The sequence below is a fragment of the Monashia sp. HAY1-2A genome, assembly GCF_056755315.1.
On record NZ_JBNDHY010000008.1, the window covers coordinates 27,143 to 53,979 of the forward strand.

At 74.0% G+C, this 26,837-nt stretch carries 24 protein-coding genes; 13 read left to right on the forward strand and 11 right to left on the reverse strand.

The window, feature by feature from the left end:
- Window positions 1-81 precede the first annotated feature (81 nt).
- Window positions 82-1,545, forward strand: coding sequence for a wax ester/triacylglycerol synthase domain-containing protein (locus tag ACPYOM_RS02320; protein ID WP_481344744.1), 1,464 nt, complete (start codon window positions 82-84; stop codon window positions 1,543-1,545).
- Between the two features lie 174 nt (window positions 1,546-1,719).
- Here the strand turns inward: ACPYOM_RS02320 and ACPYOM_RS02325 are convergent, their stop codons facing one another.
- Both ACPYOM_RS02325 and ACPYOM_RS02330 read right to left on the reverse strand, forming a co-directional pair.
- Window positions 1,720-3,066: an MFS transporter gene (locus ACPYOM_RS02325; RefSeq protein WP_481344761.1), complete on the reverse strand. Its 1,347-nt coding sequence runs from the start codon at window positions 3,064-3,066 to the stop codon at window positions 1,720-1,722.
- A gap of 196 nt (window positions 3,067-3,262) precedes the next feature.
- Entirely contained in the window at window positions 3,263-3,673 is a 411-nt protein-coding gene (locus tag ACPYOM_RS02330) for a nuclear transport factor 2 family protein (protein ID WP_481341399.1), read from the reverse strand.
- Between the two features lie 416 nt (window positions 3,674-4,089).
- Between ACPYOM_RS02330 and ACPYOM_RS02335 the strand changes: the two genes are divergently transcribed.
- The 7 genes from ACPYOM_RS02335 to ACPYOM_RS02365 all read left to right on the forward strand — a co-directional run bounded on the left by ACPYOM_RS02335 (window position 4,090) and on the right by ACPYOM_RS02365 (window position 11,072).
- A complete protein-coding gene (locus ACPYOM_RS02335) occupies window positions 4,090-4,611 on the forward strand; it encodes a low molecular weight protein-tyrosine-phosphatase (protein WP_481344745.1) in 522 nt (173 codons plus the stop codon).
- Window positions 4,612-4,635: 24 nt separating this feature from the next.
- Window positions 4,636-5,406 (forward strand): VOC family protein, encoded by a 771-nt coding sequence (locus ACPYOM_RS02340; protein ID WP_481344746.1) that lies wholly within the window; start codon window positions 4,636-4,638, stop codon window positions 5,404-5,406.
- Between the two features lie 35 nt (window positions 5,407-5,441).
- A complete protein-coding gene (locus ACPYOM_RS02345) occupies window positions 5,442-6,284 on the forward strand; it encodes a VOC family protein (protein WP_481344747.1) in 843 nt (280 codons plus the stop codon).
- Between the two features lie 93 nt (window positions 6,285-6,377).
- Window positions 6,378-7,790: an adenylosuccinate lyase gene (gene purB / locus ACPYOM_RS02350; protein WP_481344748.1), complete on the forward strand. Its 1,413-nt coding sequence runs from the start codon at window positions 6,378-6,380 to the stop codon at window positions 7,788-7,790.
- 122 nt (window positions 7,791-7,912) lie between these two features.
- Window positions 7,913-8,323 (forward strand): MmcQ/YjbR family DNA-binding protein, encoded by a 411-nt coding sequence (locus ACPYOM_RS02355; protein ID WP_481344749.1) that lies wholly within the window; start codon window positions 7,913-7,915, stop codon window positions 8,321-8,323.
- Between the two features lie 169 nt (window positions 8,324-8,492).
- Complete coding sequence (locus ACPYOM_RS02360) at window positions 8,493-8,711, forward strand: heavy-metal-associated domain-containing protein (RefSeq protein ID WP_481341393.1); 219 nt, start codon at window positions 8,493-8,495, stop codon at window positions 8,709-8,711.
- A gap of 12 nt (window positions 8,712-8,723) precedes the next feature.
- On the forward strand, window positions 8,724-11,072 hold the full coding sequence (locus ACPYOM_RS02365) for a heavy metal translocating P-type ATPase (RefSeq protein ID WP_481344750.1): 2,349 nt from the start codon (window positions 8,724-8,726) through the stop codon (window positions 11,070-11,072).
- 145 nt (window positions 11,073-11,217) lie between these two features.
- Here the strand turns inward: ACPYOM_RS02365 and ACPYOM_RS02370 are convergent, their stop codons facing one another.
- Both ACPYOM_RS02370 and ACPYOM_RS02375 read right to left on the reverse strand, forming a co-directional pair.
- Window positions 11,218-11,853, reverse strand: a complete 636-nt coding sequence (locus ACPYOM_RS02370; RefSeq protein WP_481341391.1) for a VOC family protein — start codon at window positions 11,851-11,853, stop codon at window positions 11,218-11,220.
- Between the two features lie 131 nt (window positions 11,854-11,984).
- Entirely contained in the window at window positions 11,985-12,842 is an 858-nt protein-coding gene (locus tag ACPYOM_RS02375; protein WP_481344751.1) for a TrmH family RNA methyltransferase, read from the reverse strand.
- Window positions 12,843-13,003: 161 nt separating this feature from the next.
- Here ACPYOM_RS02375 and ACPYOM_RS02380 point away from each other — a divergent pair, with 161 nt between their 5' ends.
- The 4 genes from ACPYOM_RS02380 to ACPYOM_RS02395 all read left to right on the forward strand — a co-directional run bounded on the left by ACPYOM_RS02380 (window position 13,004) and on the right by ACPYOM_RS02395 (window position 17,159).
- Window positions 13,004-13,606 (forward strand): DedA family protein, encoded by a 603-nt coding sequence (locus ACPYOM_RS02380; RefSeq protein ID WP_481344752.1) that lies wholly within the window; start codon window positions 13,004-13,006, stop codon window positions 13,604-13,606.
- A 56-nt stretch (window positions 13,607-13,662) separates the two neighbouring features.
- Window positions 13,663-14,379, forward strand: coding sequence for a response regulator transcription factor (locus tag ACPYOM_RS02385; RefSeq protein ID WP_481344753.1), 717 nt, complete (start codon window positions 13,663-13,665; stop codon window positions 14,377-14,379).
- Window positions 14,376-15,857, forward strand: coding sequence for a sensor histidine kinase (locus tag ACPYOM_RS02390; protein WP_481344754.1), 1,482 nt, complete (start codon window positions 14,376-14,378; stop codon window positions 15,855-15,857). Before ACPYOM_RS02385 ends, ACPYOM_RS02390 begins: the two co-directional genes overlap by 4 nt.
- Before the next feature lie 249 nt (window positions 15,858-16,106).
- Window positions 16,107-17,159, forward strand: a complete 1,053-nt coding sequence (locus ACPYOM_RS02395; protein ID WP_481344762.1) for a TerC family protein — start codon at window positions 16,107-16,109, stop codon at window positions 17,157-17,159.
- Window positions 17,160-17,184: 25 nt separating this feature from the next.
- Here the strand turns inward: ACPYOM_RS02395 and ACPYOM_RS02400 are convergent, their stop codons facing one another.
- The gene (locus ACPYOM_RS02400) at window positions 17,185-17,844 is read right to left on the reverse strand and encodes a hypothetical protein (RefSeq protein ID WP_481344755.1); all 660 of its coding nucleotides are present in this window, start codon (window positions 17,842-17,844) and stop codon (window positions 17,185-17,187) included.
- Window positions 17,845-17,988: 144 nt separating this feature from the next.
- Between ACPYOM_RS02400 and ACPYOM_RS02405 the strand changes: the two genes are divergently transcribed.
- The gene (locus ACPYOM_RS02405) at window positions 17,989-18,447 is read left to right on the forward strand and encodes a VOC family protein (RefSeq protein ID WP_481344756.1); all 459 of its coding nucleotides are present in this window, start codon (window positions 17,989-17,991) and stop codon (window positions 18,445-18,447) included.
- Between the two features lie 6 nt (window positions 18,448-18,453).
- Here the strand turns inward: ACPYOM_RS02405 and ACPYOM_RS02410 are convergent, their stop codons facing one another.
- The 6 genes from ACPYOM_RS02410 to ACPYOM_RS02435 all read right to left on the reverse strand — a co-directional run bounded on the left by ACPYOM_RS02410 (window position 18,454) and on the right by ACPYOM_RS02435 (window position 26,576).
- Window positions 18,454-19,905 carry an amidohydrolase family protein gene (locus ACPYOM_RS02410; protein WP_481344757.1) on the reverse strand — a complete coding sequence of 484 codons (1,452 nt, stop codon included), beginning with the start codon at window positions 19,903-19,905 and terminating at the stop codon, window positions 18,454-18,456.
- A 98-nt stretch (window positions 19,906-20,003) separates the two neighbouring features.
- Window positions 20,004-21,248, reverse strand: coding sequence for an RNA polymerase sigma factor (locus ACPYOM_RS02415; protein WP_481344763.1), 1,245 nt, complete (start codon window positions 21,246-21,248; stop codon window positions 20,004-20,006).
- Between the two features lie 252 nt (window positions 21,249-21,500).
- Window positions 21,501-21,932, reverse strand: a complete 432-nt coding sequence (locus ACPYOM_RS02420; protein WP_481341406.1) for a YciI family protein — start codon at window positions 21,930-21,932, stop codon at window positions 21,501-21,503.
- A gap of 130 nt (window positions 21,933-22,062) precedes the next feature.
- Window positions 22,063-22,920 carry an HAD family hydrolase gene (locus ACPYOM_RS02425; protein WP_481344758.1) on the reverse strand — a complete coding sequence of 286 codons (858 nt, stop codon included), beginning with the start codon at window positions 22,918-22,920 and terminating at the stop codon, window positions 22,063-22,065.
- A gap of 106 nt (window positions 22,921-23,026) precedes the next feature.
- On the reverse strand, window positions 23,027-24,430 hold the full coding sequence (locus ACPYOM_RS02430) for a dihydrolipoyl dehydrogenase family protein (protein ID WP_481344759.1): 1,404 nt from the start codon (window positions 24,428-24,430) through the stop codon (window positions 23,027-23,029).
- A gap of 139 nt (window positions 24,431-24,569) precedes the next feature.
- On the reverse strand, window positions 24,570-26,576 hold the full coding sequence (locus ACPYOM_RS02435) for a M15 family metallopeptidase (RefSeq protein ID WP_481344760.1): 2,007 nt from the start codon (window positions 26,574-26,576) through the stop codon (window positions 24,570-24,572).
- Window positions 26,577-26,837 lie beyond the last annotated feature (261 nt).

Consider the following 26,837-nt stretch of genomic DNA (forward strand, 5'->3'; position numbering starts at 1 on the left):
CCCGCGCCGGCACCGTGTCTGCTGCCTCACGCCGGCGGCGATCCCACGTCCCGACGCCGCCCTCGTGCCTACCGTGGAGGGGTGGGTCGTCGTCATCGACGCGGTGACCGCGCCGCGGTCCGCGTGGACCGGCTGAGCGCGAACGACCTCACGACGCTCGTCACCGACCGTGGCCCTGTCCCGATGCACATCGCCGCGGCCCTCGTCGTCGAGCCGCCGACCGGTGGCGGCCCTGGTGTCGACGCGGCTACGGTCGCACGGCTCCTCGACGAACGTGTCGCGGGGGTGCCGCGACTGCGCCAGCGGTTGCACGGCGACGCGGCCGGGCTCGCACGCCCGTACTGGAGCGACGACGAGCAGTTCGACGTGCGACGCCACCTGGAGGTGCATGCGGTCGACGGGTTCGCGGGGCTGCTCGAGCTCGCCGCCGACGTCGTCTGCCGTCCGCTGCCGCGGGACCGCCCGCTGTGGGCCGCACACTGGGTGACCGGCGTCGGACCGGGCCGCAATGCCCTCGTCATCGTCGCGCACCACGTCCTCGCCGACGGGATCGGAGGGGTGGCGGTCCTTCAGTCCCTCGCCGACCCGGCCGTCGCGACACCGTCGACGGCCGCGACACCGGCGAGCGCGTCGACGAACCCCTTGCCCAGTGCCTCGACGAGCGTCCCGACGGGCGCCGCGGGGGGTGGCACGGGAAGCGAGACCGGTGCGGGCCGGCGCGCACCGTGGCCGTCCCGGCACGACCTGACGGCCGCTTCGCGGATGCGTCGGACCGTGATGCGTGGGCTCGTCGGCAGGCTGGCACGGCGCATCCGCGTCACGGCGTCGGGGCTGCGCGACCTCGGCGTCGGCGCCCGGCCTCCGCGGCTCGTCGCGCGGACCTCGCTCAACCGGCCGACCGGTCCGACGCGTCGGATCGGCGTCGTGGACCGTCCACTCGACCTGGTGCTGTCGGCGGCCCACCGTCTCGGGGCCACCGTGAACGACCTCGTCCTGGTCGCCGTGGCGGGAGCTCTGGTCGACGTGCTGGAGGGGCGCGGCGAAGGCGCTGACGAGATCGTCGTCTCGGTCCCGTACTCCGCGCGCCCGAGCACCACCGCCCGCGACCTCGGCAACGCGAGCGGCGTCGTGCCGTTCCGGGTGCCCGGCACGGGAGCCGACGCGCGAGCGCGCCTCGAACGGGTGCACGCCCAGTCCCTCGCTCAGCGCAACCGGCCGCGAGCTGCGTCGGCGGCTCCGCTCGGACTGGTGTTCAGGTTCCTCGCGCGAGTCGGCCTCTTCCGGTGGTTCATCGAGCGCCAGCGGCTCGTCACCACGTTCGTCACCAACGTCCGGGGGCCCGCGCAGAGCGTCCGGCTCGGCGGCTGCGAGGTGAGCCGCATCATCCCGGTGGCGGTCACCCCGGGCAACACGACGGCGACCTTCGACGTGCTCTCGTACGCCGGGCGCCTCGGCGTCACCGTCGTCGCCGACCCCGTGACGGCGCCGGACGCACCGCACCTCGTGGCTCGGGTCGGAGCCCGCCTCGACGAGCTCCTCGGCTGACCCGGTACAAGCGACGGGCCGACGCGGTCCGTCCCAGGAGTGCGCGTCGACCCCGGGAGTGCGCGCCTTGCCCAGGGATGCGCCGTGCACGGCGCATCCCTGGGGCAAGGGCGCACTCCTGCGGAGACGGCGCACGTCTGGGCCGACGTCGTATCGCTCCGGGGCGCGCGTCGGTCAGGGGCGTGGGTCGAGCGCGTCGTACTCGCGGAACGAGCGGACCCGCGCCACGGCGAGGACGACGAGGGCGACGACGAGGACCCCGCCGACGACGGGCGGCACCCACGTGGCCGTCAGCGTCGCGAGCGTGCCCGCGAACATCTGCCCGAGGCGCGGCCCGCCGGTGACGACGACGGTGAAGACGCCCTGGGTTCTGCCGCGCAGGTGGTCCGGCACGGCGGACTGCAGGATCGACTGCCGGAAGATCGCGCTGACGTTGTCGGCACCACCGGCGACCGCGAGGCACAGCATCGCGAGCGTCAGGGCGAGCCGGTCGACGTCGCCGAAGTCGCGCGAGGCCACCGCGTGCCCACCGAGCGTCGTCGTCGCGAGCACCAGGCCGAGGCCGAGCACCGCGAGTCCGTAGACGACGATGGCGTTGCGGATCGCCACGCCCTGCCAGCGCAGGCCGGTGACCCGTCCGGAGCCGAGGCTCGACACGATGCCGCCGACGGCGAAGGACGCGAGCAGCAGGCCGGCGGTCACGGAGCCACCACCGATGACGACGGCACCGACGGCCGGGAAGAGCACTATCGGCTGGCCGAACGTCATGGCGATGATGTCGACGACGAAGCTCATGCGGACGTTCGGCGCCCGGCGCAGGTGCGCGAGTCCCTCGAGGACCGACCCGATGCCGCCGACGACCGGCCGGTCACCCTCGGGCCGGATCCGCGGCAGCGTCCACAGGCCGAAGAACCCGGCGAGGAAGAGGACGACGTCGACGGTGTAGGTCCAGGCGTAGCCGGCCCGTGCGACGAGAACGCCCGCGAGGCCCGGCCCGACCGTCACCATGACACCGGCCGAGATGCCCATGAGCGCGGCGGCCTTCGGCAGCATCTCTCTCGGCAGCAGTCGCGGCGTGATCGCCTGGCGCGTGGCCGACGCGATCGTCGCGGCCACGGCGTTGACGGTGGTGATGACGTAGAAGACCCAGACGTGGGTGAGGTGCAGCCAGGCCACCGACGCGAGCGTGACCGTCGAGACCCAGGCCACGGTCGATGCCGTGATCGCCACGGTGCGCCGGTCGAACCGGTCGGCGACCGCCCCGCCGTAGAGCCCCGCGACGACCATCGGGACGAGAGAGAACCAGGCGACGAGCGAGACCATGAAGGTCGACTGCGTCAGGTCGTAGATGTGCAGGCCGACGGCGGTGCTCGTGACGAACGTGCCGATGCCGGCGAGGGCGTTGCCGAACCAGAGGCGCGCGAACGCCGGGCTGACACGCAGCGGTGTCAGGTCGACGAGGTGCGACCGATGCTGTGGGCCAACGCTGCCCGAGGGGTCGACGTCCTGGCTCGCGGGCAGGCCTGCCCCGGGGTCGGCGCCGCTGCCCGGCCCGCTGTCCGGCCCACTGATCAGCCCGATGCCTGCCCTGTCGCCATCCGCGGCGTCTCCGCCGGCGTTCGCGTGGGTGGGGGTGCTCCTGGTCGTGTCGGTCAGGCGACGGTCCTCGTGCTCGTCGGTGCCGCGCTCCCCCGGTCCTGCCCTCACCCGCCCGACGCTACGCCACCGACGTGTCGGTGCCGGCGACCGGAAGGCACGCGGCGATGTCGCGCAGCCGGGAGCCGTCCCGCGTCCACACCCACGTGCCGTCCGGCTCCCGGCGCGCCACCTGCGTGCGGACCGTGCCGTCGAACCAGGTCGAGGTCGTCATCGCGAGCGCGCCGGACACGACTGCGCGGGTCGAGGCCGCACCGAGCGCGGTGTCGACGAGCGCCCCCGCATCGAGCGCCGCAGCGTACGCCGCGCGTACCGCGTCGCGGCCCGCCGCCTCCCGCCCACCCGGCAGGCTCACGACCGCGTCGGGCGCGTGAAGGGCGGCCACCGCGTCCAGGTCGGCGCTGGCGACGGCGGCGGCGAGAAGGGCCTCGAGGTCCTCGGGAGCCTGGGCTGCGGGGCGGGTCGTCGTCATGGCCACACCGTGGCACCGACCACCGACAGCACGCCGCACGCGCCACCGGAGACCGTCCCGACCCCCACCCCCGGAGATGTTTCGCGCGCTTCTGTGCGAAGCGCGCGAACCGTGGCGTGGAGCAGGACAGGGGCGCGCCATCCGGTGTCCGCGCGCGCGATATGTTGCGCGCCCACGTCAGAAGCGCGCGAAACGTCGTGGAGGCGCGGCGGGAATCCGGCCGCTGCGCGTGAGGTCGGCTGGGGGCCGGGCATCGGCCGCGCACGGGTCGGTGAGTGCCTCGACGCAGCCCCGCGCGGCCGCCACAGGAGCGCGCGAACCGGCCCGGCGCCCCTCACGAGCCGCCCTCCGGAACAAGCGGGCCAATCTGCGCACTTCGGGCACCGGGCGCGAGTCTGCGGTGTTCAATGGGCAGCATGCTCGCGCGCCCCCTCCACGTCACCTTCGTGTGCAGTGGCAACATCTGCAGGTCGCCGATGGGGCACGTCATCCTCCAGTCCCTCGTCGAGGAGGCGGGGCTGGCCGACGACGTCCGGGTCAGCTCGAGCGGCATGGGTGACTGGCACGTCGGGGAGCACGCCGACCCGCGCACCGTCGCCGTCCTCGCCCAGCACGGCTACGACGGCTCGCACCACCGGGCTCGCGAGTTCGACCCCGAGGAGTTCGACGACCTGGACCTCGTGCTCGCCTCCGACGAGGGGCACGTGCGCACCCTCCAGCGGCTGGCCGGGACATCCGCCAACCGCCGCAAGATCCGGCTGGTCCGCGAGTTCGACCCCGCCGCCGTCGAGGCCGGCACGCTGGAGACGAGCGACCCCTGGTACGGCGGCGACGAGCACTTCGCCCGGTGCTTCGCCGAGGTCGAGGCCGCCTGCCATGGCATCCTCGACCATGTCAGGGCCACGCTGGCGAGCCAGCACGCCCATCCCCTCACCTGACCGACACGAGACCTGAGCCCGACCGTGCCCGACTACCCGTACGGGTCGCCCTGCTGGGTCGACCTGCTGACGACCGACGTGCCCCACGCCAAGCAGTTCTACGCCGACCTCTTCGGCTGGACGTGGCTGAGCGGCGACCCCGCCACCGGTGGCTACACGATGGCGCTCCTCGGCGGGCAGCCCGTCGCGGGCCTGAGCCGCAAGCCGGCGAACGCGCGCGTGCCGAGCCAGTGGACGACGTACCTGCGTGTGGGGGACATCGACGTGGCCGCCACGGCGGTCCAGGCCCACGGCGGACGCGTCCTCGGCCGGCCGGTGCCCCTCGGCGCGCTGTCCCGCACCCTCGTGGCCATGGATCCCGGCGGCGCGTACTTCGGCGTCTGGGAGCCGGGCGAGCTGCCGGGGTCCGGCCTGCTCGACGAGCCCGGGTCCCTGACGTGGAACGAGCTGCTGACCCGCGACTACGACCGGGTCCAGCGGTTCCACCTCGGCGTCTTCGGCCACGAGTTCACCGACGAGACGGAGCCGGGCGGGCCCCGGTGGTCGACCGCGCACACCGGTGACGGCAACCCGGCCTACGGGCTGGCCGAGATCGATGCCGAGTGGCCCACCGAGATCCCGCCGCACTGGGTGGCCTCGTTCGCGACGCACGACGTCGAGTCCTCCGCCGCGCGCGCCGTCGAGCTGGGTGCGAGGCTGGTGCAGGGACCGTTCGACGGGCCCTACGGCCTCGGGGCGGTGCTGGCGGGTCCCGAGGGAGAGGTCTTCTCCCTCCTCGTGCCCGACCTCGACTGACGCCCCCTCGACCACCGACCTGCAGGAGGAAGACCGTGCCCGTCCACGAGGACAGCTTCGCCCCCGGAACGCCGTGCTGGGCCGACGTCCTGGTCGGTGACGTGGCCCGTGCCCGCGACTTCTACGGCGCGCTGTTCGGGTGGACGTTCGAGGACCTCCCGCCCGAGGCCGGCGGGTACGTCATGGCGCGCAAGGACGACCACGTCGTGGCCGGTCTCATGGCGCGCGACCCGCAGGACCCCGGCCAGCGGGACGTGTGGACGGTCTACCTCGCGACCGACGACGTCGACGCCACGGCTGAGCTCGCGCTCGCGGCCGGGGGCATCTTCTTCCTCGGACCGGTCGACGTGCTCGACGTCGGCCGGATCGCCGTCGGCGCCGACCCGGCCGGTGCCGCGTACGGGCTGTGGCAGGCGCGCACGCACACCGGCGCCGACCTCGTCGGCGAGCCGGGGTCCCTGTGCTGGGCCGAGTCGATGAGTCGCGACTACTCCGCCAGCCGGACCTTCTACAGCCACGTCCTCGGCTACCGCCTCGAGGAGATCGGCGAGGGCGGGTTCAGCTACTCCGTGGCCACGATCGAGGAGAGCGGTCAGCCGGTCGCCGGCATCGGCGCCATCCCGGCAGAGGCGCCCGCCGAGGTGTCCTCGCACTGGATGGTCTACTTCGCCGTCGCGGACTGCGACGCCGCTGCCGCCCGGGTCACGAGCCTCGGGGGCAGCGTCGTGCAGCCGGCGTTCGACAGCCCGTACGGCCGGATGGCCGTCGTCGCCGGGGCGCAGGGCGAGACCTTCTCGGTCATGCAGCTGCCCGAGCCGTCCCCGCGCACCGACGCGTCCGCCCCCGACGCGTCCGCCCCCGACGCGTCGCCCGGCTGACGCGCTCGCCCGGCTGGCATGTCGCCCGGCCGAGGCCGGGATCGGCTGAGACGGCGGTCGGGGCACGGTTCCCGCTCTGGGAGGATGGGGGCCATGGCTTCCCTCGCTGACGCGACCCCGCCCATCGCCCTCGGCGCGCTCGACGGCCGCTACCGCGGCGCGGTGGCACCGCTCGTCGACCACCTGTCCGAGGCCGCGCTCAACCGCGAGCGGGTCCGGGTCGAGGTCGAGTGGCTGATCCACCAGACGAGCCACGGAGTCGTGCCCGGCGTGCGCAAGCTGAGCGACGACGAGACCCGTCGGCTTCGCTCGGTCGTCGAGGACTTCGGTCCCGACGAGGTGGCCGAGCTCGCCGAGATCGAGCGGGTCACCGTCCACGACGTCAAGGCCGTCGAGTACTTCCTCAAGCGCCGCCTCGCCGACATCGCGCCGGCCGCCGAGGACCGGGGGCTCGCCGAGCTGGTCCACTTCGGCTGCACGAGCGAGGACATCAACAACCTGTCCTACGCGCTCATGGTCAAGGGCGCCGTCGAGCAGGTGTGGCTGCCGCGGGCGCGGGCGCTCGTCGAGCAGGTGGCCGCGATGGCGCGCGAGCTCAAGGACGTCCCGCTGCTCGCCCACACGCACGGCCAGCCGGCGACCCCGACGACGATGGGCAAGGAGCTCGCCGTCCTCGCCCACCGCCTCGGCCGGCAGCTGCGCCGCATCGGCGGCCAGGAGTACCTCGGCAAGTTCAACGGCGCCACGGGCACGTTCGGCGCCCACGCCCTGGCCCTGCCCGACGTCGACTGGCCGGCCGTGTCGCGGTCGTTCGTCGAGGGCCTGGGCCTGACGTGGAACCCGCTGACGACCCAGATCGAGAGCCACGACTGGCAGGCCGAGCTCTACGCCGACGTCGCCCGCTTCAACCGCATCCTGCACAACCTGTGCACCGACGTGTGGACCTACATCTCGATGGGCTACTTCGCCCAGGTGCGCGGCCAGGGCACCGTCGGGTCGAGCACGATGCCGCACAAGGTCAACCCGATCCGGTTCGAGAACGCCGAGGCCAACCTCGAGGTCTCCAACGCCCTGCTCGACGTGCTCGGCGGGACCCTCGTGCAGAGCCGCCTCCAGCGCGACCTCACCGACTCCTCGATGCAGCGCAACATCGGGACGGCCTTCGGGCACAGCCTGCTCGCCGTCGACAACGTGTCCCGGGGGCTTGCCGGCCTCGACGCCGTGCCCGAGCGCATGGCCGCCGACCTCGAGGCCAACTGGGAGGTGCTCGGCGAGCCGATCCAGTCGGCGATGCGGGCACTCGGCGCCCAGGGCGTCCCCGGCATGGAGGAGCCCTACGAGCGGCTCAAGGAGCTGACCCGCGGACGACGCGTCGGCGGTGACGAGGTGCGCGAGTTCGTCCGCGGCCTCGGCCTGCCCGCCGACGTCGAGGCGCGGTTCCTCGACCTCACCCCGCAGACCTACACCGCGCTGGCAGCCCGCCTCGTCGACGACTACCTCGCCTGACACCCACCCGCACCGACCCGCAACACACCGAGCAGCTGCCAACCGCAGCTGGAGTACCCGTGACGGGTTGACGACTGCTCGGTGTGTTGCGGGTCCGGGTGCGCGGGCTACCGTGCTGAGGCATGGCGCGTTCCCGCAGGGCCAGGCTGGCCGACATCGACGAGATCGCGCTCGCCCTGCCCGAGGTGACCCGCGAGCCGTCGGACGGTGACCGACCGGCCTACCTCGTCGGCGGCAGGATCTTCGTCTTCGCCCGCGGGCCGCGCAAGGACGCCACGGACCCCGAGACGGGCGAGCGCTACACCGACGTCCTCCCCTTTCACTGCACGGCCGAGGACAAGCTGGCGATGGTCTCCGACCCGGCGTCGCCGTGGTTCACGACGCCGCACTGGAACGGGTACAACGCCGTCCTCCTGCTCGAACGTGATCTCGGACGCCTGACGGTGGCCGAGCTGCGAGAGGTCGTCACCGACGCCTGGCTCGCTCGCGCACCCAGACGCCTCGTCGCCGCGTACCTCGATGCCGCGACATGACGGCGAGGAACACCGCCCGGGGCCGGCGCAGGTGAGATGGTGCGTGAGGCGGCCGACGTCGTCACGCCTCGGGCGCAGCCGAACCGCCGGACCGCCGAACCGCCGGACCCGCCGAACCCGCCGAACCAACGGAACACCCGAACCACCCGAACCGATCGGAGGAACCACGATGAGCCAGACCGTCACGACCATCACCGTGTCGGGGATGACGTGCGGCCACTGCGTCGCCAGCGTCACCGAGGAGCTGTCGGAGGTGCCCGGCGTCACCGGCGTCGACGTCGACCTGCACGCCGGCTCCGACTCCCCCGTCACCATCACCAGCGACGCACCCCTCGACCCGGCCGCCGTCGAGGCCGCGGTCGTCGAGGCCGGGTACACGCTGCGGTGACGTGGTGAGCCGATGAGCACCGACGAGCGTCAGTCGCCCCCGCGGCCGCAGCGACCGGACCAGGTCCGGCTGGCGATCAGCGGGATGACGCGCGCCTCGTGCCCGGCCCGCATCGAGGGCACGCTGAGCCGGCTCGACGGCATCGAGTCGGCCACCGTCGACCTCGCCACCGCGAAGGCGCTCGTCACCTACTCCGCCCCGCTCACCGTCGCGGACATCGTCGCCGAGGTCGAGCGGACGGGCTACGGCGCGCGCCCGCTCGACCGGCGTCCGGCCGCGGGCGCGCTGCTCGAGAAGCTGCGCGCCGCGGAGGCAGCCCGCCGCTCGAGGACCGGTGCAGCCCCCGACCCCGGGACGCCCGGCCGCGCGCTCGACGGGCAACCGACGGCCTCCTCCGCCGGGCCCCACGACGACGCTCGGGCGCCTGACGCGAGCCACCTCGACGGCTCGCCGACACGTGCCGTCCTCCGTCCACGGCTGGTCCTCGCGATGCTCCTCACGGTGCCGGTGCTCGCGCTGGCGGTGCTCGCTCCCGGACCGACGTGGAGCCGATGGCTCCAGCTGGTGCTGGCGGCGCCGGTGGTGCTGTGGTGCGCCTGGCCCTTCCACCGCCTCGCCGCAGTCGACGCGCGCCGCCTCGCTCCGACGGCGGACTCGCTCGTGTCGCTCGGCGTCCTCACCGCATGGTGCTACTCGCTCGTCGCCGCCCTCGCCGGTGGGCGGGCGCTGTACGCCGACGCCTCGGCCGTGGTCACGACCGTGCTGCTCGGCGGGCGTCTCCTCGAGGCCCGCGCCCGGGAGCCCGGCCGGCAGGCGCTGACGACGCTGCTGCACGCCGGCGCCCGCGACGCGTCGGTGCTGCGCATCGACCCGACCACCCGGACGACGAGTGAGGTCCGGGTGCCCGTCGCGCGGCTCGCCGTCGGCGACCAGCTCATCGTCCGACCCGGCGAGACGATCGCCACCGACGGCGTCGTGCTCGACGGGTCGAGCGCCGTCGACGCGAGCCTCGTCACCGGTGGATCCTCCCCCGTCGACGTGGGGCCCGGCAGCGAGGTGGCGGGCGGCTCGGTCAGCACGACCGGACGCATCGTCGTCGAGGCCCGACGCGTCGGTGCCGACACGATGCTCGCCCGCATCCACCGCCTCGTCGAGGACGCCCGGACCGGCAGGACGCGTGGGCAGCGCCTCGCCGACCGGGTGTCGGCCGTCCTGGTGCCCGTCGTGCTGGGGGTCGCCGCGGCGACGCTCGTCGGCTGGCTGCTCACCGGCCACGACGTCGGTCGCTCGCTCGGGGTCGCGGTGACGGTGCTCCTCATCGCCTGCCCCCGCGCGCTCGGCCTGGCGACGCCGACGGCCCTGCTCGTCGGCACCGGCCGCGGTGCCCAGCTCGGCACGTTCGTCACGGGCCCCGAGGTCCTCGAGTCGACCCGACGCGTCGACACCGTCGTGCTGGACAAGACCGGCACCGTGACCACCGGCGAGCTCCGGCTGCGCAGCATCGCCGTGCGCGGGCGGCTGTCGAAGAAGGCCGCCCTCGTCGCGGCCGCCGCCGTCGAGCAGGGCAGCGAGCACCCCGTCGCGCAGGCGATCGTCGCCGGCGCCCGCCTGGCGAGGCTGGACCTGCCCCGCATCCGCGACTTCGAGGCCAACCCCGGCGAGGGCGCCACCGCGCGCATCAGGGACACCGAGGTCACCGTCGGCAAGGCGGTGCTGTTCGAGCAGGTCGACCCGGCCCTCGTCGAGCACGCCGCGACGCACGCCGGGACGACGGTCTACGTCGGCTGGGACGGCGTGGCCCAGGCGGCCCTCACGGTGGAGGAAACCGTCCGCGACACGTCCCCCGCGGCCGTGGCCCGGTTGCAGGCCCTGGGCCTCACCCCGTACCTGCTCACCGGCGACAGCGCCGCGAACGCACGAAGCATCGCCGAGCAGGTCGGCATCGACCCCGCCCACGTGCGCGCCGAGGTCCTCCCGGCGGACAAGCACGAGGTCGTCACCGCGCTCCAGCGCGAGGGCAGGGTCGTGGCGATGGTCGGGGACGGCGTCGACGACGCGGCCGCGCTGGCCCAGTCCGACCTCGGCATCGCCATGGGCACCGGCACGGACGTCGCGACGGCCTCTGCGGACATCGTCCTCGCGCGCCCGGACCTGTCGGCCGCCGGCGACGCGATCGCGCTCTCGCGGGCGACGCTGCGCGTCGTCCGGCAGAACCTGGCGTGGGCCTTCGGGTACAACGTCGTGGCGATCCCGCTCGCGGCGTTCGGGCTGCTCGACCCGATGGTCGCCGGCGCGGCGACGGCGCTCTCCTCGGTGCTCGTCGTCGTCAGCTCGCTGCGGCTGCGACGCGTCCCGCGCTGACCGCTGCGCTCCCGGGCGCGACCCGGCCCCGGAGAACCGCGGAGGACCTCGGAGCAGGGCTCCTCTCACGTCGAGAGGCCACCTGCCGCGATGCGGGAGGTGGCCTCTTCGAGGTGCGAGCCGACCCGTCGGGTCAGGCGTCGGGTCAGATCGTGACCTTGCCGCGGGGCGTGTCGAAGGTGACGGAGAGCAGCCCCGGCGTGCCGTGCGGCGCCACGAACGTGAAGTCGATGCCGCCCTTGTCGAACGTGTCCTCCGGGCCGAGCCACTCGCGGACGCGCCGCGGGTCGCCGGCGATCTGGAGGTTGTCGATGGACACCTCCGTGTCGGAACCGGCGGACGGGTGCACCGTCATGTCGTCCCACTCGATGAAGTAGGGAACCTGCGGGTCGGCGAGCAGGCCCTTGATGCCGAGCTGGCGCCACTTGAGCTCGGTACCGTCGGGACGGTGCCGGTTGCCCTCCACGGAGTCGCGGCCGAGGCGCTTCTCGACGACGGTGATGTCGTCGACCGCGACGACCCAGCCGAGCCAGCCGCCGCCGGCCTCGGAGCGGGCCCGGACGGCCTGGCCGAAGGGCGCCTTGTCGGACGCCGGGTGGTCCAGCACCTCGACGACCTCGAGGTAGTGGTCCTTGGCCAGCGGGAAGATGATGTTGCGGGTGCCGAACCGCGGGTGGACCCCGCCGTCGACGGGCGTCACACCGATGAGCTTCGACAGGCGCTCGGCCGTGGCCTTGAGGCCACCCGCCTCGGCCGCATAGGAGACGTGGTCAACTCGCATACAGAACATCGTGACACACGCCGAGGGGTGCTCTTGACCACCCCCTGTCCCGGTCGGTAGGGCCCCTGACGAGCCGTTACCCGGGCGTCACACGACCGCCACACGCGCCACACACGTACGCAGACCGGACGTCACCGCGTGCGCTGGCGGACGGCCTCGTAGAGGACCACGGCGGCCGCCACCGACACGTTGAGGCTGTTGGCCCGGCCGTGCATCGGGATGCGCACCCGCACGTCGGCGGCCGCGAGCAGGGCCGCGTCGGCCCCGTGCTTCTCGCTGCCCACGGCCACGGCGACGCGTCCGGTGTAGTCGGCGTCCGTGTGCAGCAGGTCGGTCTCGGGCGTCGTGACGACGAGCCGGACGTCGTTGGCCCGCAGCCAGGCGAGGACCTCGGCGGTCGGGGCGGCCGCCACCGGCACCGCGAACACCGTGCCCTTGCTCGCACGGACGACGTTCGGGTTGCCCCAGTCGGTGACGGGGTCGGCCGCCACGACGGCGTCCACGCCGGCCGCGTCGGCCGTGCGCAGCATCGCGCCGAGGTTGCCGGGCTTCTCGACGCCCTGCGACAGCAGCGTCAGGTGGTCCGGGGCGTCGACGCGCAGGTCGCCGAGCGGCCGACCCACGGCGTCGACGACGGCGAGCAGCCCGTCGGGCCCCTCGCGGTAGGACACCTTCTCGAACGCGGCCCGACCCAGCCGCACGACCTCCACGCGGTCGTCGCGGAGCCGGTCGAGCAGCTCGGCCTGGTCCCCGATGCGCTGGGACCCGGCCACCCCTGCGGGGCTGAAGAGCTCCTCGCAGACGAACACCGACGCGGGTCGCACCCCGGCCGACAGCGCGAGCCCGATCTCCTCGTACCCCTCGACGAGGGTGCGGCCGGTCTCCTCACGGGTCCGGCGCCGACGCAGCCCGAGGAGGGACTTGAGGCGCGGGTTCGAGGGCGAGGTGATGACGAGGTCGTGACTCGGGCGGGCGCTGGCGTTCGACATGGCAGGGCCAAGCATCCCACCGCCGCGGTGGTTCGCGGCACGGTGCGCGCTTCGGGGCAGGGCCGGGCCGGGGCCGAGCGGCACGTGCCGCGAAGCGCAGGCCGTGCCGCCGAGGTCGACAGCCGGACCGGGGCCGCCGGCGGGACACCTAGAGTGGCGCCATGCTCGACGCCATCGCCGCCCTGCCCTTCTGGCAGGCGTTCCTCGCACTGTTCGCGAGCGCGATGGTCCGCTCGAACGGCACGTACTGGGTCGGCCGTGGGGCCGTCTCCGGGTGGCGTCGCTACCGTGGCAGGCACAACGAACTGACCTCGCGCGCCGAGGCGTGGCTGCGACGACTGGGGCCCGTGGCCGTCACGCTGTCCTACCTCACGGTCGGCGTCCAGACCGCGGTGCACCTGACCGCCGGCGTCATGCGGATGCCGTTGCGCTGGTACGTGCCGGCGGCGGTGGTCGGGTCGGCGGTGTGGGCGACGCTCTACGCCACCGTGGGTCTCGCGGTCGTCCAGGCCTGGATCGCGGCCGAGGCCGGGTCCTGGTGGGCGGCAGCCGGACTCCTCGCCCTCGCCGGGGGCATCGTCGCGGCGGTCGTCCTGCGGCGTCGTGGCCGAGCCCCGGGCCCGGGCAGCGGTCCGGGCAGCGGTCCGGACAGCGGTCCGGGCAGCGGTGCGGACGCCGGTGCGGACGCCGGTGCGGACGCCGTGGCCGGACCGCTCGCGGGCGGACCGACCGACCCGGCCGCGCACGCCACGGACCGGTCCTGACACGATCCTGACGTCGGCGTGACGCCTGCGCGTCCGGCGGGCTCTACGCTGCGAGCGTGCCCACGGCCCAACCCCCGAGCAGCGACGCACCGGCACGGCGTGGCCTCGTGCTCGTCGTCGAGGACGAGGCGACCATCGCCGACCTCCTGCGCCTCAACCTGCGCGCCGCCGGCTACGGGGTCGAGGTCGTCGGTGACGGTGGGCAGGCCCTGGCCGCCGTCCGCCGGATGCGTCCCTCGGCGGTGATCCTCGACATCGGTCTGCCGACGATGGACGGCATCGAGGTGTGCCGGCGGCTGCGGGCCGAGAACGACTGGACGCCGGTGCTGTTCGTCACCGCGCGCGACGACGAGGTGGACCGCGTCCTGGGGCTCGAGCTGGGCGCCGACGACTACCTGACCAAGCCGTTCTCCCCCCGCGAGCTCGTCGCGCGCCTCGGCGGTGTCCTCCGTCGGACACGCGGCACCGCGGGCACGCCGGAGGTGCTGCGCCACGGGTCCCTCAGCGTCGACCTCACGAGCCACGAAGTCACCGTCGACGGCCGCCAGATCGCCCTGACCGCAACGGAGTTCGACCTCCTGGCACATCTGCTGCGGCGCCCGGGTGTCGTCTTCACGCGGGAACGGCTGCTCAGCGAGGTGTGGGGCTACAGCTCCACCGCGGGTGGGCGGACCGTCGACGTCCACGTGGCGCAGGTGCGTGCGAAGCTCGGCGAGGCGAGCCCGATCCGCACCGTCCGGTCCGTTGGCTACGCGGCCGAGCGCGCGCCGTGAGCGCCTCGCACGGCGCCTCGCACGGCGCGTCGCTGTCGCGGCGCATCACACAGCTCGCCGTCGGCATCGCGGTCCTCACCGCCGTGCTCGCCGGGCTCCTCGCGGTCGGGCTGGCGCGCTCCTCCGCCGAGGACTCGGCGCGCGCCACCCTCGCCCGGATCGCCGACGCGGCGGCGGCCCGCGCCGACACCGGTGAGGTGGCGCGGGTCGCGCAGAACCGGGCGGTCCGCACCCTCGGGGCGCTCGGCGTCGAGTCGGCCAGCGTCGGCCGGGGCGGGATCGTCGTCTCGACCAGCCGTCTGGCCCGTGCGGCGCTGACGCCCGCCCGCACCGAGGCGCTGCTCGCCGGGCGGCCGGTGTCGGGGCGGGACGAGCTCGACGGCACGACCGTCCTCGTGGAGGGACGGCCGACCGACGCAGGTGGCATCGTGCTGGCCCAGCGCCGGTCCGACGCGACGGCCGCCTCTGACCGGCTGGTCCGCCGCGTCCTGCTGGCTCTCGCCATCGCCGCGCTCGTCGCCGTCGCCGTCAGTGCGGCCCTCGCCGCTCGGCTCGCGCGCCCGCTGCGCAGGACCGCCGATGCCGCGCACGCCCTGGCCGCCGGTCGACGCGACGTCACGGTCCCGGTCGAGGGGCCGAACGAGGTCGCCGAGGTGGCGAGCGCCCTCAACCTGCTGTCGGCCTCGCTCTCGCGTTCGGAGGGACGCCAGCGCGACTTCCTCCTGTCGGTGTCGCACGACCTGCGGACGCCGCTGACCGGGATCACCGGGTACGCCGAGTCGCTCGCGAGCGGGGTCGTGCCCCCGCAGGACGCGGCGCGGGTGGGTGGTGTCGTGCTGCTGGAGTCGCGTCGCCTCGAGCGTCTCGTGGGCGACCTGCTCGACCTGGCGCGGCTCGGTGCGCAGGCGCCGAGCCTGCACCCCCGGCCCACCGACCTCGTCGTCGTGGGCCATGAGGTGGAGGCGGTGTGGTCGGCACGGTGCGGCGCGGTGGGGGTCCCGTTCGCACTCGTGACGAGGGTTCGGGCGGCGCCCGTGCTCACCGACGCGGGGCGGCTGCGGCAGCTCGTCGACGGGCTCCTCGAGAACGCCCTGCGCGTCACGCCGTCGGGACGGCCGATCGTCGTCGAGGTGCGTACCGAGGGGACCGTCGCAGGTGCCGCCCACCCGGGGCCCGGGGCCGTCCACGTCGTCGAGGTGCGCGACGGCGGTCCCGGCCTCACCGACGACGACCTCGCCGTCGCGTTCGAGCCGTCGGTCCTGCACGAGCGCTACCGGGGCCTTCGGCCGGTCGGCACGGGCCTCGGCCTGGCCATCGTCGGGCGCCTCTCCGAGCTGCTCGGCGGACACGTCGAGGCCGGGCACGCGGCCGAGGGCGGGGCCCGGTTCACGCTCCGGCTGCCCGCGGCTGTGGGACCGGACGGGACGCCGGTGCCTCCTCCCGAGAACCGGGTGCGACCGCCGCTGCCGTCGGGGTGACGCGCGGCGGCGTCTTGGGCTTCGGTCGACGCGTCACGTACCCTTGTGCACGAGGGGAGTACTTCCACGTCCCGTTCCGGTCAGTACGGCGGCCCAGCCGCCCCGGACGGGAGCCGGTGCCAGCCGGTGGAGGAGACCTCAGACGAACCGCCACGTGTCCGTTCTGAGGAGACCACCGTGCTCACCACCCTTGCCCCGCCGACCGCCGTGTCCGCCACCGCGACCGTGTCCGCCACCGCGACCACCACCGTGTCCAGCACCGCGACGACCACCCTGTCCATCGGGACGCCGACGCTGTGGACCGCCACGATCCTCGGCATCGTGGCCCTGTTCGCGGTCGACTTCGTCATCACCCGACGGCCGCACGACCCCAGCATGCGCGAGGCCGTGGCCTGGTCGGCGTTCTACGTCGCGATCCCGCTGGCCTTCGGCGCGTGGCTCTGGTCCCGGTACGGCTCGCCGCAGGGCCTCGAGTACTACACCGGCTACCTCGTGGAGAAGTCGCTGTCGGTCGACAACCTCTTCGTCTTCATCATCCTGCTGTCGGCGTTCGCCGTGCCCCGCGAGCTGCGCCAGAGGGTGCTGCTCATCGGGGTGGCCGGCGCCCTCGTGCTGCGGGGCGTCTTCATCGCCGTCGGCGCCCAGATGATCGCCACCTTCTCGTGGACCTTCCTGCTCTTCGGCGCGATCCTGCTGGCCACCGCCGTCAAGGTCGGCCGGGACGCGCTGTCGCACGGCGACCACCAGATCGACGTCGCGAACCTGCGCAGCGTCAAGCTGGTCCGCCGCTTCCACCCGGTCACCGATGACTACGACGGCACGCACCTGTCGGTCAGGCGCGGCGGGCGCCGCCGGCTGACGCCGCTCGCCGTCGTGGCCGTCGCGATCCTCGGCACCGACGTCGTCTTCGCCATCGACTCGGTCCCGGCCGTCTACGGCATCACCGGCGACCCCTACCTCGTCTTCGCGACGAACGCGTTCGCGCTGCTCGGCCTGCGCGCGCTCTACTTCGTCCTCGAGAACGCCTTGTCCTCGCTCGTGCACCTCGGGCACGGCCTGTCGCTCATCCTGGCCTTCATCGGTGCCAAGCTGGTGCTCCACTGGGGGCACACCGTGTGGCCCGGCGTCCCCGAGATCCCGACGCTCGCCTCGCTCGGCGTCATCGTCGGCATCCTCGCCGTCGTCACCCTGACGAGCCTCGTGGCCAGGCGGCGTGCCGATGCGGCCACCCGCAACGCGTCGGACGCACCGGCCGAGGAGGACTCCCCGGACGCGTCGCGCGACGAGCCCGTGGCCTCCTGACCGCGACGTCGCGGCGGAGCAGGGGTCAGCTCGTCGTGCCCGGGGAAGGTGTGGTCGACGGGGTCACGTTGGCGTGGCGGAAGACGACGACACCGGCCGTCGGGCGCGTCGCACCGGTACCCACGACGAACGCCTTGTCACCGACGCGGACTGCGGCCATCGACGAGTCGTGGGCCGTGCCGTTCGCGCGGGCCCGGACCCTCGTGTCGCCGGTGACGGTGAAGGTCGACGAGACGCCGTCCCGGGCCCTGACGGTCACCGATGTGCTCGATGCCGCGGTGACCTCGCCCCGGATGGCCTGGTGCGTGACCGGCCCGGTCCGGCCCTCGGTGACCCACGTGGCGTGTAGGGCGCGCAACAGCCGAGCCCTGAGCCCGCGCCGGTCGCCCTGGCCGAAGGGCGCGTCCGCGGCGGTCGCGGACGTCGCCGGCGCAGGCGCTCCCAGGGCTGCGTCGACCAGGTCGGCGTCGACCAGGTCGGCAGTCGTCGCGTCGGCCGAGGCGCCGGAGGCCTGTGCCTGCGCGGCACCGAGGCCGACAGCCGTGCCGCCGGCACCGGGGGCGTCGCCCGTGGAGCAGGCGCCCAGGGCGAGGCCGCCCGCGAGGAGCACCGCGGCGACGACGGCGCCGGACGGCTGCAGGACGGTTCGGAGCGTGCCGGTGGTCCGGCGGATGTCGTTCGTCATGGCACCCACGGTGCCCGGCCGGGGTCAGGCGACGGTCCGGACCGTGTTCGGATCGTGTTCGGACCCTTTCCGACCGGCGTCCGCGCCGCGCCCCGGGGCCCGCTGCAGCGGGTGGGCGTCACCGCCACGGGCTACGGTCGGGTGATGGACCGCGACGTCAGCGACTACCCCATGCTCCGCCAGGTCGTCCTCGACTGCCCGGACGCGCGGGCCCTCGCCGAGTTCTACCGGCAGCTGCTCGGTTACGCCTACCGCCCGGGTGACGAGCTGCCACCGGCCGGTCAGCCGGATCCGAACGGCGAGGACTGGCTCGTGCTGCGGCCCGAGCCGGACGCCGCCCGCAGCGGGCGGGGTCTCGCCTTCCAGCAGGTCGCCGCGTACGAGCCACCGGTGTGGAGCGCCGACGGCCCCGACCCGGCACGCCAGCGCCAGATGTCGCACCTCGACATGACGGTCGACGACCTGCCCGCCCTGGGCCGTCAGCGCGACCGGGCTGTGGCGCTCGGCGCGACGATCCTGCTCGACCGGTCCGACGACGAGGACGAGCCCCTCTACGTCTTCGCAGACCCCGCCGGTCACCCGTTCTGCATCTTCGTCGCCTGAGTGGGGTCAGGCGAAGATCGGCCCCACCGCGGGGTAGGCGTCGGTGAGCAGACCACGCACCGTCGACAGCGGTGGCACGTCGGCGCCGCCCTGGAAACCGGTGTCGAGCCGCATCGGTTTGCCCCAGGCGGTGAGGTCCTCGATCGTCGTTCCCTGGGCCGCGCCGGAGAGCGAGGCGAACCAGTCGGCGCGAGCGTAGGTGACGTCGCCCCCGATGCAGACGAGCTCGACCCACGACGGGTCCGCGAGGCAGACGTTCTCGTACGGGTCGGCGTGGTGGCGCTCGAGGACGACGAGGTCGGCCGGCCGGCCCTCCGCCAGCGCGCCGAGGTGCTCGTCCAGCCCGGCGACGCGGGCGGCCACCGACGTCACCATCGCGACGAGGTCCGCCGCGGCCAGCGGGTGCCCCTGCTGGGCCAGCTCGCGGCGCGCGACCTTCATCTCGGCGAGCAGGCTCGTCGAGCCCGACGGCAACCAGTCGGCCCCGAGCGCCACCGGCATGCCCGCCGCGAGCGCCTCACCCGCCAGGGTCGTCTCGCCGTAGAGGCGCAGGTTCGACTGGGGCGACCACACGAGCCGGCACCCGGCGGCCGCGACCGTGCGCAGGTCGTCCGCCGAGAGGGCACTGCCATGGATGATGTTCGTCGCCGGGGTGGCGCCGCCGAGGTCGAGGAAGTGTCGGAACTCCTTGGCGCTCACGGCATCTCCACGCCGCCCCTCGGACAGGTGCAGGTAGAACGCGGTGACCTCACCCGCTGCGATCCGCTCCATGACGCGCTGGAAGGTCGGCAGCCCGAAGGAGCCCGACGGCAGGTCGATCATCGACCTGGCACGGTGCGCGCCGAACGCCCACTGGTCGACGTTGCGCACGAGCGGCTCAGCGGTCGCCGTGCTCGCGCCGGACGCGCCCTGGATGCCGGTCACGCCGCCGACGAGCGCGCGTACCTCCGCGTACCGGGTCTCCGTCCCCGGCGGCACGCGCGTCAGCAGGACGTTCTGCGGGTCCCGGACGAGCTGCTGGTACGGCGTCGAGCGCCGCCATGCGTACCGGTTGGCGAAGAGCTTCGGGGGCTCCCAGGCGGCGAAGACGTTGAACTCGGGGTGGCCGTGCAGGTCGAGCAGGCCGGGCAGGATGACGCCGTCCGTCTCCTGCACCGGCAGGTCGCCCGGCTTGCGCCTCGAGACCCGTGCCACCACGCCGTCGGCCACGGTGACGTAGCCGCTGGACCAGGCACCCTCGGGCGTGACCACCGCGCCGTGCAGCACGAACGGCATCGGCGGCAGGGCGCGGCTGCGGACGGCGGGTCGCGGCAGCTCCTCGGTGATGCCGCGCGTGTAGGCGTTGTCGAAGGGCCCGCGGCCGGGTCGTGTCGTGGATCGGCCGGACTCCCAGTGCTCGACGTCGGACTTCGTGCCGGTCGCGTGCCGGGTGGCGCCCCGGCCCTCGGTGCGGGCCACGTGCGGCCTCCCTCCGTGGCGGACCCGGTCGACGGTCGTCGTCGGTGCAGGGTCTTCCGACGGTAGTCCTCATGCACCGGTGCCCGTGACGGTTCGGGTCAGTCCTCCGCGGCGGCCCGTCGTCGAAGCAGCGTGCGCTCGGCCTCGTTCTGGGCCATGTCGGCCGCGCGCGCGAACTCGGCCCTGGCCTCCTCGCCCCGCCCCAGGCGCAGGAGGAGGTCCCCCCGGACGCTCGGGAGAAGGTGGTAGTCGGCCAGCGCGCCGGCGTCCACCAGCTCGTCGACGACGCCGAGGGCGGCCTCGGGACCGGCGGCGTAGGACAGGGCGACGGCGCGGTTGAGGTCGATGACCGGCGAGGGACGCACTGCCGCGAGCTGCTCGTACAGAGCGACCATCTGCGCCCAGTCGGTCTCCTCGGCCGTGCGGGCCCGGGCGTGGCAGGCGGCGATCGCCGCCTGGAGCAGGTAGGGACCCGGTCCGGAGGGGGCGGCACCGTCGGTGCCCGGTGCGGCGGCGAGGGCGAGGGCCCGGTCGAGGGCTGCGAGCGCGTGGCGGATCAGGGCCCAGTCCCACGCGGTGCGGTCCTGGTCGAGGAGCAGCACCGGCTCGCCGTCGGGGCCGATCCGCGCGCGGGTGCGCGAGGCCTGGATCTCCATGAGGGCGAGCAGCCCGTGGACCTCGGCCTCACGCGGCGCGAGTGCGGCCAGGACGCGCCCGAGACGGATGGCCTCCTCCATGAGGTCGCCGCGGACCCAGTCGCGCCCGGACGTCGCGGCGTACCCCTCGTTGAAGACGAGGTAGACGACCTCGAGCACGGACGCGAGCCGGGGCGCCAGCTCGGACCCGGACGGCACGGCGACGGTCACGCCGTCCTGGCTCAGCGTTCGCTTCGCCCGCGAGATGCGTTGGCCGATCGTCGTCTCGGTGGTGAGGAACGCCCGCGCGATCTCGCGCGTCGTCAGGCCGCCGATCATCCGCAGCGTCAGGGAGATCCGGGCCTGGGCGGTGAGGGCGGGATGGCAGGCGGCGAAGATGAGGCCCAGGACGTCGTCGTCGATGTCCTCGAGCGCGGCGTCGAAGTCGGCCTCGGCGAGGTCGGCGACCCGCAGCTCCTCGGCGTGGCCGACCTGCTGCAGCTTGCGGGCGAGGTTGACGTCACGGCGGATCCGGTCGACGGCCCGGCGGCGGGCGGTCTGCGTCAACCAGGCCCCCGGCCTGTCGGGGACACCGTCACGTGGCCACTGCTCGAGGGCCTGCACGAACGCGTCCTGCGCGAGGTCCTCGGCCAGGCCGATGTCGCCGACGACGCGCGCCACGACGGCGGTCACCTTGGCGGCCTCCATGCGCCACACGGCCTCGAGGGTGCGACGCACCTCGTCAGGACTCGGCTCGCCCGGGTGGGGCTGGGTCGTCACGGCCACCGGGCCACTCTCGCACGCCGCACCGACTCCGGGGGCCGCCCGGTGCCCCGCGACCCGGCAGGTGGACACCCACCACCGCTACGTCACTGCTCACTCTGACTGAGCAGTGACGTAGCGGTCGCGGCGCATCACGCCCTCAGGGACGCGTCCCGTGGTGACCACCCGGACCGCAGGTCAGCCGCGGGCCGCGTTGCGGGCGGCCTCCTCGCGCATGCGCTCCTCACGTTCGCGCATCTCGGCGGTGAACTCCTCGCCGAAGTCCTCGGGCGCATAGACCTGGCGCAGCTCGAGGTGCAGGCCCGGGTCGGGCGCGCACGACGCCGGCCACTTCTTGAGCCACTCGAGGGCCTCCTCGCGGGAGGACACCTCGATGATGGTGAACCCGGCGATGAGCTCCTTGGCCTCGGCGAACGGGCCGTCGGTCACCGACCACTCGCCGTCGGCCCACGTGACGCGGGCCCCGCGGCTCGTGGGGTGCAGGCCCTCACCCGCGACGAAGACGCCGGCGCGGAGCATCTGCTCGTTGTAGGCCTGCATGTCCGCGAACTGCTGGACGGTGCCGGTTCGGCCCTGCTCGGAGTCCGCGTTGGCCGGGACGATGATCATGAAACGCACGGTGTCTCCTTCGGTCGGTGCAGGCGGTGCGCCTGCTCTCACCCTTGCGTCGAACGGCGGCCGACGGTCTCGACACGACCCGGGAGAATTCTCGTCGTGCCTCGCCGGCCGCGCGAGCGCGTCACAGCTCGAGACGTGCAGTGGCCCCGGAGGGCACGCCGTCGCGGAACGGGACGCCGTCCCTGACCGCGGCACTCACCGCCTCGAGCACGGGCACGAGGCCGTCCTCGTCGACGTGACCGGCCACCTCGTCGGCGACGGCCTTGACCTGGTCGGGAGCGTTGCCCATGGCGACGCCCCAGGCCGCCCAGTGCAGCATCTCGAGGTCGTTGCGCTGGTCGCCGCAGGCGATGGTGTGGATCGGCTCGATGCCGAGGCTGCGCCGGACGAGCTCGAGCGCGGACCCCTTGGACACGCCCTCGGGGTTGATGTCGAGCCAGGCGGACCAGCCGACGGCGTAGGACACGCCGTGCAGGCCGGCCCGCTCGACCATCTCCATGAACTCCTCGGCGCTGGCCTCGGGCTGACGCAGCGTCACACGGGTCACGGGGTGCTCGACGAGCTCGTCCCACGACACCACGCGCGACTCGCCCATGAGCTCACCGTCCGGGAAGTACCGGCTGACCTTGAACCCGACGCCGAGCTCCTCGACGGCGATGAGCGCGTCGGGAAGGGCGACCCGCATCTTCTCCAGCACGGGCCGCGGGTCGAAGGTCACCGTGTCGACGATTCGGTAGCCCTGCTCGGCGGCCGGGTCGAGCTCGAGCGTCACGGCCCCGTTGGCGCAGACGGCGAACCCGGTGGTGATCCCGAGCTCCTCGAGCACCGGGGTCGTCGCGAGGATCGAGCGTCCGGTGGCCACGACGACCCTGACCTCCTCCGGCAGCGCCCGGACGGCTTCGCGGACACGGGGCGACAGCTCGCCCATGTGGCTGAGGGTCGTCCCGTCGAGGTCGAGGGCGAGCAGGCGCTGGGGCATGGCCTCACCGTAGCGTCCGAAGCCGGGCGTCTCCGACGGCCCCGCACCCGAGCCGGTCGTGGCTCGCCGGCCGGACCGTCGACCGTACCCGCCCTCGTCGACCCCGTCAGGCGAGCCGGCCGAGCGCGTCCTCGATGCCACGGTGCAGCGTCGGGTAGGCGTAGATCATCGAGCGGAGCCGGGTGACGGGGACCTTGCCGTGGACCGCCACCGCGAGCGCCCCGAGGAGCTCACCACCCGCAGGGCCGACGACGGTCGCGCCCACGAGCAGCCCGCTGTCGGCGTCGGCCACCACCTTGATGAGGCCGTCGGCCTTGGCGATCCAGCCCCGCGTCGTCTCACCGAGCGGTGTCACGCCGACCTGCACCGTGTCGTACTGCTCGCGGGCCCGCGCCTCGGTGAGGCCGACCGCGCCGACCTCGGGGTCGGTGAAGGTGACCCGGGGCAGCGCCGCGTACTCCGCGGGCGGCCCGTCGTCGCCGAGGACGTCGCGGACGACGACCGCAGCCTGGTACATCGACACGTGCGTGAACGCGCCCTTGCCGGTGATGTCTCCGATGGCCCAGACGCCGTCGGCGACGCGGCACTCGTCGTCGACCGGGGCGAAGCGTGCGTCCTCGGCGACACCGACGTGGTGCAGCCCGACGCCGGTGACGTCGGGGCGCCGGCCGGTGGCCACGAGGATCCGGTCGGCGTCGACGTGCCTGCCGTCCTCGAGGCTGACGCGGACGCCGGCGTCGTGCCGTTCGACCCTGGTGGCGCCGGCGTCGTGCCGTTCGACCCTGGTGGCGCCGACGCCGGTGTGCACCGTGATGCCCTCGGCCTCGAACACCTCCGCCACCTTCGCCGACGCCTCCGGCTCCTCGAGGGCGAGGAGCCGGTCGGCCGCCTCGACGACGGTGACGCTCGTGCCGAAGCGGGCCATGGCCTGGCTCAGCTCGCAGCCGATGGCGCCGCCACCGAGCACGACGAGCGAGGCCGGCAGCTCGGCGGCCTCGACGGCCTCGTGGTTGGTCCAGTAGGGCACGTCCGCGAGGCCCTCGATGGGCGGGATCGCCGGGGTCGTGCCGGTGTTGACGACGATCCCGGTGGTCGCGGTGTACGCGGTGCCGTCGACGGCGACCCGGCCGGACCCGGTGATGACTCCGGTCCCCCGGACGAACGTGGCGCCCTTGCCGACGAGGCGGTCGACGGCGACCTTGTCGTCCCAGTCGTCGGTGGCCTCGTCGCGGATGCGCCGGTGCACGTGCCCCCAGTCGGGACTGACCTGGCCGATGCTGCCCGCGAGGTCCGGGACGCGCCGCGCCTCGGCGAGGGCGTCAGCAGCACGGATCATCATCTTCGACGGGATGCATCCCCAGTAGGGGCACTCGCCGCCGACGAGGCGGCGGTCGACGCCGAGGACGCGCAGCCCGCGTTCGGCGAGGGTGCCGGCCACGTGCTCGCCGCCGGGGCCGAGCCCGATGACGATGACGTCGAAGGTGTGGTCTGCGTCGAGGCCGCTGCTCATGCCCCACCCTTACCTGTGGCATGCCTCCGCGTCGAGCCCACTCGGGTCGACGAGCACTGTCGACGAGCACTGTCGACGAGCACTGTCGACGAGCACTGTCGACGAGCACTGTCGACGGTCGCGTCGACGGCGCGACGCCTCAGCGCAGGGTGCCGTGCAGGAGGTCGTCTCCGTCCGGGGTCGTGGCGTAGCCCGCCTTGGGCCGCGACGGGTATCCGGTGTCGAAGTGCATGTAGTCGCGCCACGCGTCGGTGCCCGACCAGTACCAGTCGTAGGAACGCAGCACCGTCCAGGCGAGGCCGCCGTAGCGAATCGCCCCGGGGGCGGTCGAGGAGGCGGGGGCGTTGGGGTCCCACGTGCCGGTGCGCGGGTTGATGTAGGGGTTCTGCACCGGGTTGAGGTCGAGGGCGCGGCCCCACGCGTGCGGTGAGGACGAGTTGCTCGAGTTCTGCTCCGAGGGCTTGCGGCAGTTGAGCGCCGTCGACACGTTGCCCTTCGACCCGAGCCACTCCCAGCCGCCGAACATCTCGATGCCCTCGACGCGGTGCATGCGGAAACCCTTGGCGTAGAGGGTGTTGAAGATCTTCGCGGTGCTCGTGGCGACGTCGGCATTGACATTGACCCAGCCGCGGTGCGTCTGGCCGTCGAGCCCGCGGTAGGGCACCTCGACGCGCCGGAACGACGTCCGGTAGCCCGGGCAACCACTCCGCCACACGCCGCTGGCCGTGACCTTGGCCCACTGCTCGTCGGTCATGAGCTTGATCGTCGAGGGGGCGTAGGCGGCCACCGGAGGTGTCGCCGGGGTGCCGGCGTCGGTGAAGCCGTAGGGCGCGGGCAGGATCGCGGGCGTGGCGGCGCTCGTACGTGCGGTGGTCGTGTAGCCGGCCCGTCGCCCGGTGACCGTCACCGTGAGCCGCTTGCCGAGGTCGGCCCGCGTCGGCCGGTAGGCGCGGGTCGTGGCTCCCGGGATGGCGACACCGTTGCGACGCCACTGGACCGTGATACCGGCGGACGGGCTCCATGCGCCCGTGGTCACGGTGACCGGCCACCCGACGCGCCGGAAGAACCCACCGACGGTCGGCGTCGGTGCGGTGGTGAACGGGCGGGTGATCGGTCCGCGCGACGCACTCGTTCGCACGACCGTGAGGAAACCCGACCGTCGCGCCGTGACGACGACGTCGACGCGATGCCCGAGCCGCGTCGCGTCGAGGTAGAGCCACCACTTCGTCGCGCCGGCGACGGCGCGGCCGTCGATCCGCCACTGGTAGCTCAGGGTCGCGCTGGGCGACCACGTCCCCGGTGCGACGCCCACGGACGAGCCGATCTGCGGCGTACCGGTGACCACCGGGACGGGAGCCGCCGCGAAGATGCCCCAGTCGACGGCAGCCGTCGGTGCGGACGTGCGCGCGACCGGCGTGAAACCGTCCCGCGAGCCGGTGACCGTCACCGTCACCCGCTTGGTCCGGTCGGCGGCCTGCAGCGTGTAGGTGCTCCGGGTGGCACCGCTCACAGGCACGCCGTCGACGCGCCATTGGTAGGTGAAGGTGGCGGCCGGCGCCCAGGCGCCCGGGACCGCGGTGAGGATGCGACCGACGCGCAGCGTCCCGGTCACCGACGGGGCTGGGGCCGCGGTGAAGATCCCCGGTCCGACCGGTCCGATCGGGTCGCTCGTCACCACGTCGACGACGGTGTCGCCGCGGTGGGAGGTCACGATGACCGCGACCTGCCTGCCGAGGGACGACGCCGGTGGGACGAGGGTCGGGTCCGTGGCGCCCGCGAGGGGGGTGCCGTCGACGGTCCACTGGTAGGTCAGCGTCAGGTCGGGGTCCCAGCCCTCGGTGACGGCGGTCAGGCTCGCGCCGACACGCGGGGTGCCGGCCACCGACACCGTGCCGGGCTGCGCGGAGGTCGCCGAAGTCGGCGGGGCCGGCGCTGAGGTCGTCGGGTCGGGCCCCGGCGTCGCCGTCTGGGCGCTCGAGCCGCCGGACGCGGGTAGCGGGCCGGGTGTGTCCGCGGCGACCGCGTCGGGTGCCACCACCATCGTCGCCGCCAGCACCGCCCCGACGACGCCGGCGACGGCTCCCCGGCCGCGCGAACGGACGGGTCGCGTCGGCGACGGTGCGGGCGGGTCGAGCGGACCGGGCATGGGCGGACCTCCGCGTCGCGGCACCGGGGTTGGCGCCGGGCTGCGCCCGACATACCCCATTTGCCCGATTCTCAGACCGTCGCCTCCACGAAGTCCAGCTGGTGCGCACCGACGGGCACCGCATCCTCGTGCAGGTGGCGGAGGTCCGGACCGTGGAGCCCGGCACGTCGGGCTGACCCCAAGGTCCGGAAAATGCGGCAGAGGCCCTGCCCGGGGTGTCCCGGGAGGGCCTCTGTCGTGAAAGTGTGTCCGGCTGCGTCC

Coding starts and splice junctions, on each gene's coding strand:
- ACPYOM_RS02330 (WP_481341399.1), bottom strand. CDS start 3,673: ATGACGACGACCCGCCCCGCAGCCCAGGCTCCCGAGGACCTCGAGGCC.
- ACPYOM_RS02335 (WP_481344745.1), top strand. CDS start 4,090: ATGCTCGCGCGCCCCCTCCACGTCACCTTCGTGTGCAGTGGCAACATC.
- purB (WP_481344748.1), top strand. CDS start 6,378: ATGGCTTCCCTCGCTGACGCGACCCCGCCCATCGCCCTCGGCGCGCTC.
- ACPYOM_RS02355 (WP_481344749.1), top strand. CDS start 7,913: ATGGCGCGTTCCCGCAGGGCCAGGCTGGCCGACATCGACGAGATCGCG.
- ACPYOM_RS02360 (WP_481341393.1), top strand. CDS start 8,493: ATGAGCCAGACCGTCACGACCATCACCGTGTCGGGGATGACGTGCGGC.
- ACPYOM_RS02365 (WP_481344750.1), top strand. CDS start 8,724: ATGAGCACCGACGAGCGTCAGTCGCCCCCGCGGCCGCAGCGACCGGAC.
- ACPYOM_RS02370 (WP_481341391.1), bottom strand. CDS start 11,853: ATGCGAGTTGACCACGTCTCCTATGCGGCCGAGGCGGGTGGCCTCAAG.
- ACPYOM_RS02375 (WP_481344751.1), bottom strand. CDS start 12,842: ATGTCGAACGCCAGCGCCCGCCCGAGTCACGACCTCGTCATCACCTCG.
- ACPYOM_RS02380 (WP_481344752.1), top strand. CDS start 13,004: ATGCTCGACGCCATCGCCGCCCTGCCCTTCTGGCAGGCGTTCCTCGCA.
- ACPYOM_RS02400 (WP_481344755.1), bottom strand. CDS start 17,844: ATGACGAACGACATCCGCCGGACCACCGGCACGCTCCGAACCGTCCTG.
- ACPYOM_RS02405 (WP_481344756.1), top strand. CDS start 17,989: ATGGACCGCGACGTCAGCGACTACCCCATGCTCCGCCAGGTCGTCCTC.
- ACPYOM_RS02415 (WP_481344763.1), bottom strand. CDS start 21,248: ATGGAGGCCGCCAAGGTGACCGCCGTCGTGGCGCGCGTCGTCGGCGAC.
- ACPYOM_RS02420 (WP_481341406.1), bottom strand. CDS start 21,932: ATGATCATCGTCCCGGCCAACGCGGACTCCGAGCAGGGCCGAACCGGC.
- ACPYOM_RS02425 (WP_481344758.1), bottom strand. CDS start 22,920: ATGCCCCAGCGCCTGCTCGCCCTCGACCTCGACGGGACGACCCTCAGC.
- ACPYOM_RS02430 (WP_481344759.1), bottom strand. CDS start 24,430: ATGAGCAGCGGCCTCGACGCAGACCACACCTTCGACGTCATCGTCATC.
- ACPYOM_RS02435 (WP_481344760.1), bottom strand. CDS start 26,576: ATGCCCGGTCCGCTCGACCCGCCCGCACCGTCGCCGACGCGACCCGTC.